This is a genomic window from Nodularia harveyana UHCC-0300, assembly GCF_034931085.1.
Classification (GTDB): domain Bacteria; phylum Cyanobacteriota; class Cyanobacteriia; order Cyanobacteriales; family Nostocaceae; genus Nodularia; species Nodularia harveyana.
The window spans coordinates 1-15114 of the sequence record NZ_JAYGHG010000037.1; the positions used below are offsets into that span (position 1 = coordinate 1).

General features: G+C 41.6%; 13 protein-coding genes. 4 read left to right on the top strand and 9 right to left on the bottom strand.

Annotated features, from left to right (window positions below):
- Positions 1–152: 152 nt before the first annotated feature.
- The 5 genes from VB620_RS17920 to VB620_RS17940 form a co-directional block, all read right to left on the bottom strand.
- Complete coding sequence (locus VB620_RS17920) at positions 153–926, bottom strand: cobalt-precorrin-6A reductase (RefSeq protein ID WP_323197511.1); 774 nt, start codon at positions 924–926, stop codon at positions 153–155.
- Positions 927–1067: 141 nt separating this feature from the next.
- Positions 1068–2075 (bottom strand): porphobilinogen synthase, encoded by a 1008-nt coding sequence (gene hemB / locus VB620_RS17925; protein ID WP_323197512.1) that lies wholly within the window; start codon positions 2073–2075, stop codon positions 1068–1070.
- A 226-nt stretch (positions 2076–2301) separates the two neighbouring features.
- Positions 2302–2796 (bottom strand): hypothetical protein, encoded by a 495-nt coding sequence (locus tag VB620_RS17930; RefSeq protein WP_323197513.1) that lies wholly within the window; start codon positions 2794–2796, stop codon positions 2302–2304.
- A 130-nt stretch (positions 2797–2926) separates the two neighbouring features.
- Positions 2927–5074 (bottom strand): pentapeptide repeat-containing protein, encoded by a 2148-nt coding sequence (locus VB620_RS17935; protein WP_323197514.1) that lies wholly within the window; start codon positions 5072–5074, stop codon positions 2927–2929.
- Positions 5075–5116: 42 nt separating this feature from the next.
- Positions 5117–5461, bottom strand: coding sequence for a hypothetical protein (locus VB620_RS17940; RefSeq protein WP_323197515.1), 345 nt, complete (start codon positions 5459–5461; stop codon positions 5117–5119).
- Positions 5462–5987: 526 nt separating this feature from the next.
- Here VB620_RS17940 and VB620_RS17945 point away from each other — a divergent pair.
- Positions 5988–6428 (top strand): hypothetical protein, encoded by a 441-nt coding sequence (locus VB620_RS17945; protein ID WP_323197516.1) that lies wholly within the window; start codon positions 5988–5990, stop codon positions 6426–6428.
- A gap of 37 nt (positions 6429–6465) precedes the next feature.
- Here the strand turns inward: VB620_RS17945 and VB620_RS17950 are convergent, their stop codons facing one another.
- Positions 6466–6687, bottom strand: coding sequence for a hypothetical protein (locus VB620_RS17950; protein WP_323197517.1), 222 nt, complete (start codon positions 6685–6687; stop codon positions 6466–6468).
- 412 nt (positions 6688–7099) lie between these two features.
- On the opposite strand from VB620_RS17950, the gene nifV reads away from it, so the two are divergent.
- The gene (nifV, locus tag VB620_RS17955) at positions 7100–8275 is read left to right on the top strand and encodes a homocitrate synthase (protein ID WP_323197518.1); all 1176 of its coding nucleotides are present in this window, start codon (positions 7100–7102) and stop codon (positions 8273–8275) included.
- Positions 8276–8362: 87 nt separating this feature from the next.
- Here nifV and VB620_RS17960 read toward each other — a convergent pair whose 3' ends face one another.
- Positions 8363–9958, bottom strand: coding sequence for an FAD-dependent oxidoreductase (locus VB620_RS17960; protein WP_323197519.1), 1596 nt, complete (start codon positions 9956–9958; stop codon positions 8363–8365).
- An 86-nt stretch (positions 9959–10044) separates the two neighbouring features.
- Here VB620_RS17960 and VB620_RS17965 point away from each other — a divergent pair, with 86 nt between their 5' ends.
- Positions 10045–10233 (top strand): hypothetical protein, encoded by a 189-nt coding sequence (locus tag VB620_RS17965; RefSeq protein WP_323197520.1) that lies wholly within the window; start codon positions 10045–10047, stop codon positions 10231–10233.
- Positions 10234–10274: 41 nt separating this feature from the next.
- Here VB620_RS17965 and VB620_RS17970 read toward each other — a convergent pair whose 3' ends face one another.
- Positions 10275–12902: a GUN4 domain-containing protein gene (locus tag VB620_RS17970; protein ID WP_323197521.1), complete on the bottom strand. Its 2628-nt coding sequence runs from the start codon at positions 12900–12902 to the stop codon at positions 10275–10277.
- A 135-nt stretch (positions 12903–13037) separates the two neighbouring features.
- Positions 13038–13529 carry a crossover junction endodeoxyribonuclease RuvC gene (gene ruvC / locus VB620_RS17975; protein WP_323197522.1) on the bottom strand — a complete coding sequence of 164 codons (492 nt, stop codon included), beginning with the start codon at positions 13527–13529 and terminating at the stop codon, positions 13038–13040.
- 185 nt (positions 13530–13714) lie between these two features.
- On the opposite strand from ruvC, the gene VB620_RS17980 reads away from it, so the two are divergent.
- Entirely contained in the window at positions 13715–15085 is a 1371-nt protein-coding gene (locus tag VB620_RS17980; protein ID WP_323197523.1) for a gluconeogenesis factor YvcK family protein, read from the top strand.
- The last annotated feature ends 29 nt before the right edge of the window (positions 15086–15114 follow it).

Consider the following 15114-nt stretch of genomic DNA (forward strand, 5'->3'; position numbering starts at 1 on the left):
ACTTGGCTGCTGGTGATGTTGCTCCTGTTGCATTGACTGCACCTGCAATCAACGGCTAATCTCGAAGTTTAGCTAAATAAGAAACGCCTCTCAGAAATGGGGGGCGTTTTTTCATGGGATAAAGAATACCAAATAGAGTTTAGTTAAGCGCTTCATTCTCTCTCTGTGACCTCTGCGCCTCTGCGGTTCGTTTGCTGCCATAACCACATCAAAACTTCGTCTATGTTTGTTGCTTCTTCCCCTGGTGGTATAGGGGGACGGTTGACCATAACAACTTTCAGTTTTAGTTCTCGTGCGGCGATAATTTTGGCATAAGTGGCATCACCACCGCTATTTTTGCTGACAATGGTATCAATTTGATGATGGGTTAGGATTGCTCTCTCATTATCCAGGACAAAGGGTCCGCGATCGCACAACAATATTCCCGGCGGTACTAAGGCATTTGGCTCAGGCGGGTCAATCATCCGCATCAGAAACCAAATTTGATTCAAATGAGTAAAAGCACCTATTTCCTGCCTACCAACCGTTAAAAAAACTCGTTGTGACTGATTTTCTAGAACATCTGCGGCTGATTTTATACTATCAACTTCAATCCAGCGATCGCCATTCACTTTTTTCCAAGGTGGGCGAATCAACTTCAGGCGGGGTATGTTTACTGAAATTGCCGCATCAGCCGCATTCACAGCCATCTGAGTTGCAAAAGGGTGGGTAGCATCAATCAACAAATCGATATTCATTTGATGCAGATATTTAGCTAGTCCAGTCACACCCCCAAAACCCCCAATTCGGAAATCACCCAATGGGACTGAAGGTTTACGGGTGCGACCAGCTAAAGATGAGATCACCTCAATTCCCTGGATAGTGGCAACTTTGGCAGCTAATTCAGCCGCCTCTCCGGTTCCACCCAGAATCAAAACTCGCATCATTTTATTTTTCTGGGTTTTGTATTCAAGGAAACAATAACTTTCTCTCTTTGTGTACTTCGCGTCCTTTGCGGTTCGTTAAGAATTACGAAATTAATTCACGAAGGAGACGAACCACAGAGGCGCAGAGAACGCAGAGAAATATTAAGCCAACATTAAAGCTACTTCTTTGGCGAAATAAGTCAGAATTAAATCAGCACCGGCTCGTTTCATGCTGGTTAGAGTTTCCAAAATGATCTTTTTTTCATCAATCCAACCCATGCGTGCAGCAGCTTTAATCATGGCGTATTCACCGCTCACATTATATGCAGCTACAGGTAACTGTGTAGCGTTGCGGACTTGATGGATGATATCGAGATAAGCTAGAGCAGGTTTCACCATGACCATATCTGCTCCCTCAGCAATGTCTAATTCCACTTCTTTTAAAGCTTCTTTGGCGTTAGCTGGGTCCATTTGATAAGTTTTTTTGTCCCCAAATTTTGGTGCGGAATCTAATGCATCGCGGAAGGGGCCATAATAGGCAGAAGCATATTTGGCTGAGTATGCCAAAATTCCCACATCAATATAACCTGCGGCATCTAAAGCCTGACGAATTGCGCCCACTCTGCCATCCATCATGTCAGAAGGTGCAACAAAATTAGCCCCGGCTGCGGCTTGGGAAACTGACATTTTTACCAATACTTCTACAGTGGGGTCATTTAAAATGTTACCCTGGTCATCGATTAAACCATCATGCCCATGATTCGTGAAGGGATCTAGGGCAACATCAGTCATGACAATAATTTCTGGAACTGCTTGTCTGATGGCTTTGACAGTTCGCTGTACCAGTCCATCTGGATTATAGCTTTCAGTCGCAGTTTCATCTTTTAGCTCTTCTGGAACTACCGGAAACAGTGCGATCGCATTAATTCCTAAATTATAAACTTCCTGAATTTCTTTTAACAATAAATCTAGAGAATAGCGATAACAGTCAGGCATAGAAGCAATTTCCACTTTTTGCCCTTCCCCCTCAGTGACAAACATCGGATAAATTAGGTCATTCACACTGAGGGTTGTTTCCCTGACCATTTTTCGTAAAGTTTCAGTCCGGCGCAGACGGCGAGGACGGTAACGAAGTACATTAGTGGGATCAGAAGAGTTCATGGATGGCATAGGTAGAATGGCTGAATAAATTATTTATGATTATACTCTTGCAGAAATCCCTTCTGATCGTTACATTTCTTGGTAATCAGGGCAACTTATATTACCAGGACTAGAGAATTATTTTACCAATGCGATCGCCTGGAATATTCCCAAAGGTAATTTATTTCTGTGGATTCATCTACCAGACCATTTATTGAGAAGCACAAAAATTTGCAGTTAAAGAAATACCAAAATATTAAAATCTATAACCAACACCACCTTGCACAGAAATAGCCGGGGTACTACTATCACGGTAAGCATCAAAAGCAATAATGGCGTTACCAAAAATCACAGTATTACTATTAGGGACAACATAATCAATTCCTGGTTGTAAAGCAAAACTGATTTTGTTGCCCACAGGAGAAGAAGTCTCACCATCAACTAAAACTAAACCTGCTCCCAAGTAAGCATCAGTTTGCCAATTCAGGGGGAGATCGTAAGAAACCGTGGGTACAACTGCGATATTTTGCCCCACTAAAGCTTGAGCGCGGAAAGAAATTGGTAATTTGAGTAGCTTGTAGCGAGCAGCCAAAACACCTCCTACTTGCGCACCATCAGTAAGACCAACAGTCGGACCGACACCAACATAGCTACCATAAGCTACCTGAGCCTGTGCTGGTTGTTGACTAATAGCCAGACTCAAAGCCGAGCTAGCCGCTAAAGCTGTAACTAAATAACCAATATGCTTCATTCCGGATACCTCACACCATCTTGAATTGATCAGTGATTTTCAATACTTATAATATCCCTATTCAAGTTCAATCAGGTGATAAATTACGCAATTCCCGATGCTGAGGGTAGCCGAAGTGCAATCCCCAATCCTACGGACAATTAGAATGCAGACCGCCTTGGGTACAAATATAAGCTATTTGCCTAGCATCTAAATTTTTAGCTTGAGAAAAATCAACTCCTTTAACTACCGCCGAAATTGAGCCTAAATCTGGCATTTGGACAAATTGATCTGCGGGATTTTGTGGCACAGGAGCGAGAACAGTACCTTTAAAATCAGCACCTGCGACATTTGCTCCCCGTAAATCTACAAAACTCAGATCAGCATTTTGTAAGTTAGTATTTTCTAACTTGGCAGAGCGTAAAACAGCACCAGTCAGCCGAGTCGCGCTGAGGTTAGCGTTGCTGAGATTAGCCCGATCTAAATAAGCTCCCGATAAGTCTGCGCCTCGCCAATCAGTATTAGTTAAGTTGGCGTAGGATAAATGTGTACCGATCGCAATTACCCGACTTAAACGCGCCGCAGACAAATTGGCTTCGTTGAATTTAGCATCACCGATATCAGCCCCTGTTAAGCTGGCTTGCTCTAGGAATGCACCCCGCAAATTAGCTCCTACTAGCTGGGTGCTGCTGAGATCAGCGCTAATTAAACGTGCATAGGATAAATTAGCTCTGTTGAGGGTAGCGCGGCTTAAATTGCTGCGGTTCATGATCACGCGGCTGAGATTAGCATCGGTGAAATTGGCTTGTTGCAGTTGAGCTTGACTGAAATCTGCGATCGCATCGTCATAAGTATCCCAGCGTCCATCCTCACCAGTTCCCCGGAAGATACTACCTTTAAAACTCCCTTGGGAAAGATTTGCCGACTTAAAGTTAATTCCCGACAAATCAACGTTATCTAAAACCAAGTTAAAAAATGAGCCTTGGGGAGTACCACCTTGACCTAATTCCACACGACTAAGATCAATACCTGCGGTTTGGGTACTGTAAACACTGAGAATTTTGTTGATTGTCTGCTGGTTAATATGTAACTGCTCTTGTCGTGGTTCTGCTTCTGGAGATCCATTGCTACCCAAAGACCTTAATTCAGCTGCTAAAAACTGATTCTTGTTTTTTAACTCCGGAATAGCTTTCACACCAACACTGGTTAAAGCTTGCTGAATTGTATTCTGGAGGATGGGGTTACTTTCCTTAACCAGAAGGTCTGTGAGAAATTGGATCGACTGCGGATCATTGAGACCACCCATAGCGAGAATGAGACTTTGGCGCTCTTCCGTGGTAAGACCAGAATTAGAACTCAATTTTTCCACCAGTACCAGAAACTTTTGGCTATTTATTTGCTGAGTTTCCCGCCGGGTTTGTTGGGTTTGAATATACACTTGGGTAGCGACTAAAGTTCCTAGCACAGCTACCATGCTGACTAATGCTACCCCGAACAAAGTCTTGCTGGGATTTTGCCGCATCTGTCGCCAGAGGTGAGGCACGTTTGTCGTTTCCCCTGTGACGGTTGACATAGACACAGGCGCTATTTTCTCCCCTGACTGGGGTGTTTGAGATTTATCACCCGGAACAGAGGCAGATAAAGGACGATTAGCATCAATTGTGTAAGTACCTCCCAACCAGTCATGGAAGGCACGACGACCCCGACGTGATGGTAAGGCCAGTCCTTCTCCCAGCACCATTAACACAGCTAAAAATGTGAACAATCCTAAATTTGGAAAAGCAAAACTGTAGCGCCAGAGAATATAGGCAATGGAGACAGGTACAGTGAATCTACCAATTGCTTCCCGCGCCACAACTGCGGGTAAACCAGGAGACTGGCCTAACTCGTTGACAACCCGCACGCCAAATTTCCGTTTAGGAAGGGTACTACCTGTTTTTCCCAGTAGATATAATTGCCACCATGAGAGGGTTGCAGGGGCTAACAAGGCTATAATCCACAAAAAATTAGTGGGGGCAGCAACGTTACGAATACCAGAGCTTACAGGCAGTGCTAAAGGTCGGGCGATCGCTCTTTCAGTGACTACTAATACTGGGTGAAGTGGTACTCGCTTGATATCACTTCTAGAATTGGCATAGACACCAAGTCCAAAAGGAACTAGACCACTAACAACCACTAAAGTCATTTCCGTAGCCCATGCAGCCAAACGCCTAGTATTTAATGGCTGTGACTTGGCTTTTTCTGGTTGATTTGACTGGTTAGGTTGACTAGTATTTGTACTCACAATTGGGGTCGCCATTGCATCGTTCCTTTGAATTTATTTTTAAACATTTAAAATAGGCTATTGTTTTTTCTGCCCATTACCAGATACAAAAAATTTGTACCCAAGATAGAGGAAGAATGCTAACAGTGCCAGAGTAATCACCGATGTAATTAATTTCATCACTGCTTGTAGCATCCCTAATCCCAATAGCACCCCCACACCTGCAACTATCAGTTTAGTTGTGCCGTTCAAATTCTCAAACCAAAGCTGCAATTTAGCTAAATGAGATTTAAAGTTGAGAAATTCCGACTGCAATGGTTGTGTTTTTTTTGATGGTTGTTCCACATCTCCAGATTTAGAGTTAATTTCAGCCTCTAGATTATGGAGGCGACGCTGGAAGTCATCTTGAGGTTGAGGATTCATAATCTTTTACCCTTGACTCTAAGTCACTAGTTCCACAACAAACCTACCAAATCCTGAAAATTATGTTTAGAGGATGTCTGAAAACTGACCTGTCAGCCCCTGGCTTCAGAGGGTGTTTAAACGTAAAAGTCCATAAAAATGATTGTGCGGCTTTGTCCACAGTGATATTATTTAAAATGAAAATAAGCTTCACTGCTATCTATCCTGGTACACAGCAACCCTAATAATCAGAATACATGAGGTGATTCGGAATAATTTCCGGAAAACTATGGCAGTATCTGCAAGTCACATCTCCACAATATGTTCATGCAGGTTTTGGTAGACCAGGAGTCAGAAATTATAGGCGCGTCAGAGTGATAATTATGGGAGTGAGTAGAGGCATAGTTGAAAGTTTCATCGTCTTTTGATTCAGTAAAAATCCTCCGTTTTCAGTTATGAGGTTAGAATAGGAACATAGACAGATGAGCTTCGTCTATTAGGCTAGACTCTTGAGATAAATATATAAATAGTCGGGAGCATAATAATTATGAAGACTCTTAGGCTGCTTACAGTTGTTCCCGTAGCTTTGGTAATGAGCTTGATGTTCAGTGAAACTAATTTGGCTGACGTTCCACGGCTACAAATTCAAGACAATTTAACTTCAGACCCACTAGTTTTAAATGGCAATTCTGGGGGAACAGTTCCTAGTAATTGCGGAAACATCTCAGATACACCCAATCAAGTTATTCAGTTAACCAAGCCACTGCCTTACTTACGTTTAACAGTTGATAGTCCTGGACAGCCAACGCTGCTAATTGACGGACCTGGTGGGCGTTTTTGTGTTTTAGCAGATAGTGACTCTGAAAGCCAGCCGGAACTTACTGGTTATTTCATGGCTGGAGAATACTCACTTTACGTCGGTGATTTATCTCAAAATCAGTATAACTATACCCTCTCAATTTCGCAACAAAATCAGCCAGTCCAGTAGTTTTTGTAGTTGTTGATGAGTATATGGTGTAGGCTGTTTAATAAATATTGGGCGGTGTAGGGCTGGGAAAAAATAGCTCTACAGCAGTATCATGGGCATTTACCAAAGCTTCTTGGGGATTCTGGCTAATATTTCTGGTAGTACTTCTATGACCATAAATGACCAGCTTTAGCATCAAGATAATGGCATCAATGATACAACTATCAGGGCTAATGGTTAAAGGACACTGATAAATTAGGCGATCGCATGAATAAACCATGCCAGTAATTATACTTCTATCGGAATTGGTAATAATTTATATAAATTCTTAATTAACAGGGTTTTCATATTTGCTTATCTAGGAAAATCTGTGTTTTAAAGTAATGACATTCTCCCGGCTATTTACTCTATGTCTAGCAGAAAAAAAACTATATATTTGAGTAGAATTTCGCCAATCTTCTGATCTAAATTTGCCATCTGGGAATATGCGAATACCTTAAATAGAAGGTAAATCAAAAAACCTAGATGTTAGCGAAGCCAGCAGTTAAGGGATGTCTGCATGACAGTTTTTCCTCAAATTGAAAAGTGAGTATAATCTTATTGACTCCATAATGATGAGGGGTAATTATAGTTTTACTTATTACAGAGAAAAACTTTTGTATATTGAATATGATATGCAAGGGATTAGGGAAATGAATCAAATTGTGATCAACGATACAACTCTGCGTGATGGGGAACAAGCTGCGGGTGTGGCTTTTAACTTAGAAGAGAAAATAGCGATCGCCCAACTACTTGATGCTATGGGAGTTCAGGAGTTAGAAATTGGGATTCCCGCAATGGGTGAAGCAGAACAACAGGCGATCGCCACAATTGTTGATTTAGGATTACAAGCTAAACTTTTGGGCTGGAACCGCGCCGTAATCTCCGATATTCAAGCTTGCATAGATTGTGGTTTGCAGCGAGTGCATATATCCATCCCTGTCTCTGAAACCCAAATAGCTGCTAAATTTCAGGGTAAATCAGCAGTAGTTTTACAAAAACTGCAAGATAGTATCAACTTTGCCCTTGATCATGGATTGTTTGTTTCCGTAGGCGCAGAAGATTCATCTAGAGCCGAGGTAGGATTTCTCTTAGATGTAGCCCTTTACGCCCAAGAATCCGGTGCATCCAGGTTTCGCTTTTGTGACACAGTAGGGATTCTCGATCCTTTCACCACTTACACACAAGTTGAACAATTGGTGACAGCATTATCCATCCCAGTAGAAATGCATATGCACAATGATTTTGGTTTAGCAACAGCCAACACCCTCGCCGGAATCAAAGCGGGTGCTTCATCAGTCAACACCACAGTCAATGGTTTAGGTGAAAGATCAGGAAATGCAGCCTTAGAAGAAGTCGTCATGGCTCTCAAACGCATCCATAATACTAATTTAAATATTGATACTTCTCGCTTACTAGAAATCTCCCGACTTGTAGCATCAGCATCAGGCTACAATGTACATCCTTGGAAAGCCATTGTTGGGGAAAATAGTTTTGCTCACGAATCAGGTATCCATGCTCATGGTGTACTGCAAAACCCTGATACTTACGAACCCTTTGCGCCAGAAGAGGTAGGGGGAGAGCGGCGTTTAGTTTTAGGTAAGCATTCAGGAAGACATTTATTGACTAATCTGTTACAGGAACAGGGTATTTCTCTTAGTCCAGAAGCAATGCAATCGGTATTAGATGCTGTGCGACAAGCTTCCATAAACAAAAAACGTAGTTTAAGCACCGCAGAAATGCTGGATTTAACACAAGCGTATCAGCAGACTCACATTATGGCAGGGAACAGGGAACAGGGAACAGGGAACAGGCTGGAAACTCGCTAATTGTAAGGGTTTCATGATCTGTTTCTGTCCTAACTTCCTTGGCGGTTGCTATATCTCTTTGTGAGGGTACGCTAAATTTCCTGATTTCTAATTCCTTTGTGTACTTTGAGTCCTTTGCGGTTCGTTCTTCCGATCTTGATCAAAATAGTCAGCACCAGAACCATATTTCCAAGCATCAATTAACCGATGCCAATAATATTGTTGTTCACTGGGCTGATTTTTTATCCATGTTTCTAATATAGGAGTTAACCGATATAAGCCAGTATAAATCCCTAAGTTACCGTAGTGTACTATCCAATCTAGTAAGCTGAGTAAACCAACTTGGGGAATAATTTTAGCAATTAATAGAGGATGAAATAAGCCAGTTTTTAACAGGGTTTGGGTCAGTCCCGAAAATTGCACCACATCTTGTAAAAATGGTTTCAATACTGGTGTACCCAGTTGTTGCATTTCTTGAAATACCGCCTGGAGTAGTTGGTTAATTTGCTCCGGGGGGATTTTTTGATTTATCCCCACACTCATGGCTTTCTGGAATAACCAGGTAACGGTGAGATTTGGTTGATAGGGTTGGAGGAGTGCTAAATTTTTGGCGGATAATTGATTTGTTTGCAATGCTTCATGTATCCCAAGTGTTAATCGCTTCAGGTGACGTACCATCGCCCCAAAACCACCAAAACTTAAGGGGGATTGATTCCCACTGCTATCTCCTACGGTTAACAACCGATTCCAAGGCGTGGTGATGGGACTTTGGCGATCGCTGGGAAAGAAGCCAAACAGCGCTCGTTGAAATTGCAATTGGTTTAATTCCACACCTTGATATTCTGGTAGTAATCGCAGATATTCCTCAAACAATGCTTCTAAACTTAGGCGTTGTGGTTCCGCATCCATGTAGGTAAATAAGTAAGTTGTTCTCCCATCTTTTGCGGGGAAGGCTTCCCAAAAGTATTGACATTGATTTTCTAGGGATGTGAAGGAAAATAATAAGTCGCCGGTGGTATTTGGGGGGAAACCTTGGGCGCAACTTCCCACAACTAAGCACAAAGCATCTGGTTTTTTACCTTGGCGTGCTTGCTTGGTGATAGGGGAAAAATTTCCCATTGCGTCGATTAATAAACGAGTGGTGTATTGGTTATTGACTATGACTCCCTGGGGATGAATGATGGCTTCAGTAAAAGGTGTGTTTTCTAACAAATTTCCGCCAAGGGAGATAAATCGGTTTTTTAATGTATCTAGGAGATAAATTGGGTCTACGCCGATATTTAAGACATCTTCTACCCAGATTTCTGTACCACTAGCAAAGCTGACTCGTGCTGGGTTATATTTAGTGGCGATCGCCTGTTCTAATTCTTCAATACTCAGCAAGTCTAATTCCACAAATACATCTAATTCTGGGCGAGAAATATTCCATTCCTGTTCTCTTCCCCGTAAAATTCCCCGTTCCATTAACGCCACCCGCAGTCCCTTCACCGCTAAGGCGCAACCAATTAAAATCCCTAAAGTCCCACCGCAAACAATTACATCCCAATCTATAGACTCCAATGGTTCCTGGCTTTCTTTAACTACTGTGGGGACGGGTGCTGTATTTTCTCTCAAAGATGTTAAGAAGCCATCAGCTTGGCGTAAACCGCCTAAAACATCGCCGGGTAATTGAGAGAGAATTGTTTCAGTTAAAGATGGAGACATATTAGATTATTCCAAGCCACTACTAGTTTTCATCGTACATTTCCCATACCTGTTTTACAGAATGGGGAAGCAAGCTATTAGCGGGAATGAAGTTGAAAGGGAAGCCGAATAAAAAGAAAACATCACCAGGACAACTGAATATCCCTTGGAACAATTGGGAAGCAACAGACCCAGAAATTCAGGAAGTGGCTGATAAATTTATTATGGCGAATTGCTATCAAAGACCAGGGGGGAGTGCCAGGTATCGAAAACCTGGAAACCTGGAAACTTCGTAGAAAAGTAGGCAATAAGAAATGTTTATGATTAACTGAAAGCTTTATAGGTTACAATCTACAAGTCTCTGCGCGAGAGAAGAAGAAAGTTGAGAAAGTTGGGCTTGCGTTCCCCATATATTCACTCCATCACTCCCTCCACACCATTTTTTGGGTAGGTGTCCCATTGGGGCTTTTATATTATACTTTACGCTTCCCCCGTCTGATGACCACTCTAATGCGTCTATGATCTTCCACCAATCTTTTCCCTGTGCTTCATAGATACGCTTTTGGACACTAAAACCAAAGCGACCCTCACTATATTGAATCCAAAGTTCGTCAATGGTGCGGAGGTCAGAACAAGGAAATTTTTCAATAGATTCAACATCTAAGCGGCCTTCACGTTCTCGGTTAGCCACCTTGAGCATCATTTTATCTGTTTCCTCATCAGCTTCCTGCCATTTTCCAGCAGCTAAATGTTCTAATAGTTGTCTGTATTGTGGCGGCCATTGGTCTTTAACAACCCTTATTCCTTCCCCATCATTTTTATTTTCTTGAGTCCAACAAGTAAGATGTTTATCATCTTTTGCTGGATATTGTTTTGCTTCTGTTTCTGTTGGTAATCTATAACGAATTAGGTTGTTATCCAAATTAGAATTTAAACTTAGCCAAGCACAAAACCGATTAGCAGCTTGAAAACTAATTCCCGTGACAGGTTGAATAGGATCAATATTATTGAGATCATCTGGTAAAAAACCTTGCTCAATAATATTTATCCCAAAAGTACCTTTGATAGACTCCTCATACTCTGCCCAAGTAATATAACTCTGATCGATTTCTTGGGTTTCATTAATTCTTAATAAGCCATTTAACCTTCTGGTTAATTTTACCTGTGCTGCTATATGGGCAATTTTTGGATCTTGAGATGCCAATCCAGTTTCCAGAATATTTTCAAGTTCTGTCTGTGTTTGTGGTTTTACCTTTTTGCTTTCTTGCAAACAATCATAAGCCAAAGTTAAGGAAGAAACTGTTTGATTTTTTAATGCTGATTCAATTAAATTTGTGGCATCACTTTGAGCAGCATAAAGGCGAATAGTTTCCGCCCACCAAGGATTATCAAAGTTATCAATTAATATTTTTTCTTGCGGCAAATCTTTCACCTGAGACGCAGCTAAATATTCCTGAAAACTCAAATGAGCAAATTCAAAAATACCTTGCTCTCTTTCAACTATTAAACCGCTTACATCTCCAATTTGTTCTAAAAAGTCTCCAGGTGTTAGTATAGTATTAACGATTGTTTGTAATTCCCCAGCAATCAAACTCTCAACTTCTGCTGGTTCAAAAGTGCGAGTTTCCCTTTGCATCAAATCCAGCGCTAAAACCTGCAATACTGATTTATTTTGTTCAGATGTCAGAGGTGCTTTAATTTTCTTCGCTGCTTGTCGAGTTCCCAAAAGCAAATCACAAATTTTCTGATACAGTTCCACCCTGCGTCCTGGTAATGCACTATTGCTATAGTGGACAGTAGCAATCATAGTCACTAAAAGCGGATTTGTTGCCATATTAGCAATAGCACGATTATTAATAATCCGGTCAATTAAATCTGCGGCCTTGTTCTCGGCTTTTGCTTTTACAGCTTGATTATTTTTCCCAGCGCGATTTCTAATTTCTGTTTGCAGATACCAACTATTAATAAATTGCTTCATCTGCTCTAAAGTGAATGGTAGAACTTTTAAAATAATTCCTACCTTATCCACAGGCGCACTACTATAACCATAAGGACGAGAAGTAATAATAAAAGCAGTTTGGCGATAAGTAGCCATTTGCTGGTTTACCCATTCACTTACCCGCGAACGTTCACTATCAGCAACTTCATCTAGTCCATCCAACATGACTAAACATTTGCCATTTTTCAACTGTTGATTAAACCAGTCTGTTTGGGGGTTGAGTTCAGCAAAAGCAGCTTCATTTTTCAGATGTTTAGTAATTAATTCAGGCAAAGTAGGAGGTTGTTGACTGGTAATTTCTTCACGTATATCTCGCAGGTACAATAACACTGGTAAAAATTGCGGTGCTTTATATTTTCTATGACCATTTTTGGCATAGGTCAAAGTTAAATGCTTTAGCAAAGTTGTTTTACCATATCCAGGGGGAGCAACAACAGCCATGCAGCGAAAACTATTTTGTTGAGAAATCGCAGCTAAAAAATCCCAAATTTCTTGATTTTCAGAATTTTGACCGGTGCGTTTACTCGAAACCATTGCACCATCAATATTTTCTAAATTACCTGTTTCAACTTTTAGCGGTACAAATACATCTTCTAAATCTAATACAGGTAAGCCAATTTTGAACCCCTCGGTTTCAAAGTCACAATAAAAATCGACTAATGCTTTTTTATACTTACTCTTAAACCCTGAAAGTTTTTTAATAACTTTTTGCGGTATATCGCCTATTATTTTACCTAACCATCCTCCAAGCTGTCCACCTTTTCCCCCTGGGTCGAGTGCTTTGATAAATTCAGCCTTAAATTCAGCCTTAAATTCATCACTGACGTTAACCCAAATGGAGTAAACAAAAGTAATAAAGCCGGAAATGACAGTTTGTATCCATTGTTCGTTAAGGAGAAAATGGAATGTGAAAACAGATCCCGCACCAGTAGGTAGCAATTTCAATGCCTGTGTAATTTTTTGCATCTGATGGACTTTATGGCAGATATTGATAAAGTTACGGTTAAATACGTCTTTAATAAAACATAAAACGTTAATTTACTTATGGTAATGTGATTTCCTGACTTTTACCGTTTTAATTAACTGTTCTCTGTTTACAACCTAAATCTGATACCAAGCCGTCAAAGCCACAGCCAAAGCATCCGCAGCATCATCTGGCTTGGGAATTTCTTCTAAATCCAACTCCCGCGCTACGGCATCTTGGACTTCAGATTTATCAGCATTACCATAACCAGTTAACGCTTGTTTAATTTGGGCAGGAGTAAATTCTACATAGGGAAGATTATGCTGTGCCAAAGCTAACAAAAGTACACCCCTGGCTTGTGCCACCAGAATAGTATTTGCCATGCGATAAAAAAATAATTTTTCCACCGCCACTAAATCTGGCTGCAACTCCTGTATCACCGTATGCAAATCGTCAAATAAAGTACAGAGGCGCTGTCCCATCTCCATTTTGGATGAAGTCTGGATAATTCCGAAATCAACCATAGTCACGGATGTTTCGGGAATTTTAGCCTGACTTTGCTTGCAAGCAATTAGCCCAAATCCCACAATAGCTAATCCTGGGTCTAATCCTAAAATGCGTTTTTCCATAGTCTCCTGCTAATGCTTCGCCTGTGACGCTGAGAGTGTCAATTTAGCAGCAACACTGGCAAGTTTGACGACTTGCTGCTAATCTAAAGTCCTTAAGAACTTCAGAATTAAACATTTGGTGTGAATACCAAGTGGTGTAAATTTGCTGTTAATTATTTAGTTTGTAGCACTGCTCCGAATCAGGTATGTCAATTGCTTTCCTCAGACAAGCCCTCAATGCCCTGCAAAAGCAGTCGCGCCGCCTCACTTCCTACCGTGTTAACCAGTGGTTCAAGTGGTTATCTCCTGGACTAGCCATCAAGCGCTGGATGTTAATTAGCCTGGGAGGTGTACTGCTGGCAATCTTGGGGTTGGCGATATCGGTGAAGCTAACCCCTATTTTTTGGACTATCGAGTGGTTTAGGAGTTTTCTGGGAGTAATTGCTGAAATTTTACCCCACTATATCAGTGGCCCTTTGGTATTGCTGGGGGGTTTACTTTTGCTGCTGTGGGGACAAACTCGCACCGTAGGCTCAATTACTCAGGTGCTAAGACCAGACAGCGATGAGGAGCTAATTGACGTGCTGTTGGCACATCGTCGCTTGTATCGGGGACCGAAAATAGTAGTAATTGGTGGTGGTACGGGACTTTCTACTTTATTACGGGGTTTAAAAACCTACAGTGCGAATATTACTGCTATTGTCACGGTGGCTGATGATGGTGGGTCTTCTGGGCGTTTGCGTCAGGAATTTGGCGTTTTACCACCAGGGGATATTCGTAATTGTTTGGCAGCTTTGGCGGATGAAGAAAAGTTATTAACAGAATTATTTCAATATCGCTTTAAGGCTGGGGACGGTTTAACAGGGCATAGTTTTGGCAATTTGTTTTTAACTGCCATGACTGATATTACTGGAGATTTAGAACGGGCGGTGGCGGCTAGTTCCAAGGTGCTGGCAGTCCGGGGACAAGTTCTACCGGCTACCTTGAGTGATGTTCGCCTCTGGGCTGAGTTAGATGATGGCCGACGGATTGAGGGAGAGTCTAGTATTCCGAAAGCTGGGGGAAAAATTGTCAAAATTGGCTGTATCCCTGCTGACCCTCCGGCTTTACCCGCCGCTATTAAGGCTATTAAAGAAGCTGACTATATTGTTGTGGGTCCGGGTAGCTTATATACCAGTCTGATTCCTAATTTACTTGTACCAGAAATTGCAGATGCGATCGCTGCATCTACATCTCCTCGCATCTACATCTGCAATATCATGACTCAACCGGGAGAAACTGACGGCTATACTGTTGCTGACCATATTAAAGCTATTGATGCTGCCTGCGGTGCAAGACAGCTGTTTGATGCTGTATTAGTACACAAAAAATCTCCGTCTGAGCAATCACTCAAGCGTTATGCGCAACAAAATTCCCATCCAGTATTCTTGGATAGAGAAGATGTCACCCTCTTAGGACGGCGAATTGTTCTAGCAAATATCTTGCATGAAGATGAAATAGGTTGTGTGCGTCACAATCCCCAGAAATTAGCAAGAGTGTTGTTGCGGTGGTACAGTGGAACTCATCATGGGAAGTAATAAAACGGAAAATATCCCATCTTGACTTG